Here is a 475-nt window from a genome sequence, read left to right as displayed (position 1 = left end):
GTGATGTTTGTCTTTCAGAATACGCCCGACGCCGCGGCTTTGGACCTGGGTGGGCAGATCAGCTTCTCCCCGGTAGGTTTTGAGTATAACAAATCGACTTTTGATATAGCTTTCTATGTAACGGAGGGGACATCTGGATTGAAAGTCAGCATAGAATACTGTACAGACATATATATGTCGAAGTCGATCGAAGGATTGTTCGGTCATTACCATAGATTATTGGAATCGGTTGTCGTATCACCTGGTCAACCAGTCAGCCAGCTTGAAATGCTGGGTGCTGCCGAACGTGAACAGTTGTTGACCGGTTTCAACCAGACTGAGCGGGATTACGATCTTTCGCGGACAGTGCTGGACCTTTTTGCCGGTCAGGTGAAGCAGTATGGCTCATCGGTTGCGCTTGTTTTCGAAGGGCAAACCATGAGCTATGGGGAGCTGGACGCTGCCAGTAACCGGCTAGGCCATTACCTTCGCGGGT

1 protein-coding gene is annotated in these 475 nt (G+C 49.9%); it reads left to right on the top strand.

Annotated features, from left to right (window positions below):
• On the top strand, nt 1–475 hold a 475-nt coding region (locus AAHB90_RS32555), incomplete at both ends, for a condensation domain-containing protein (RefSeq protein ID WP_342089501.1).

Origin of the sequence: Dyadobacter sp. OTU695, from assembly GCF_038440355.1 — a bacterium.
Lineage (GTDB): Bacteria > Bacteroidota > Bacteroidia > Cytophagales > Spirosomataceae > Dyadobacter.
The sequence above is the reverse complement of the archived record's forward strand: the minus strand, read 5'-3'. Positions and strand labels throughout refer to the sequence as shown.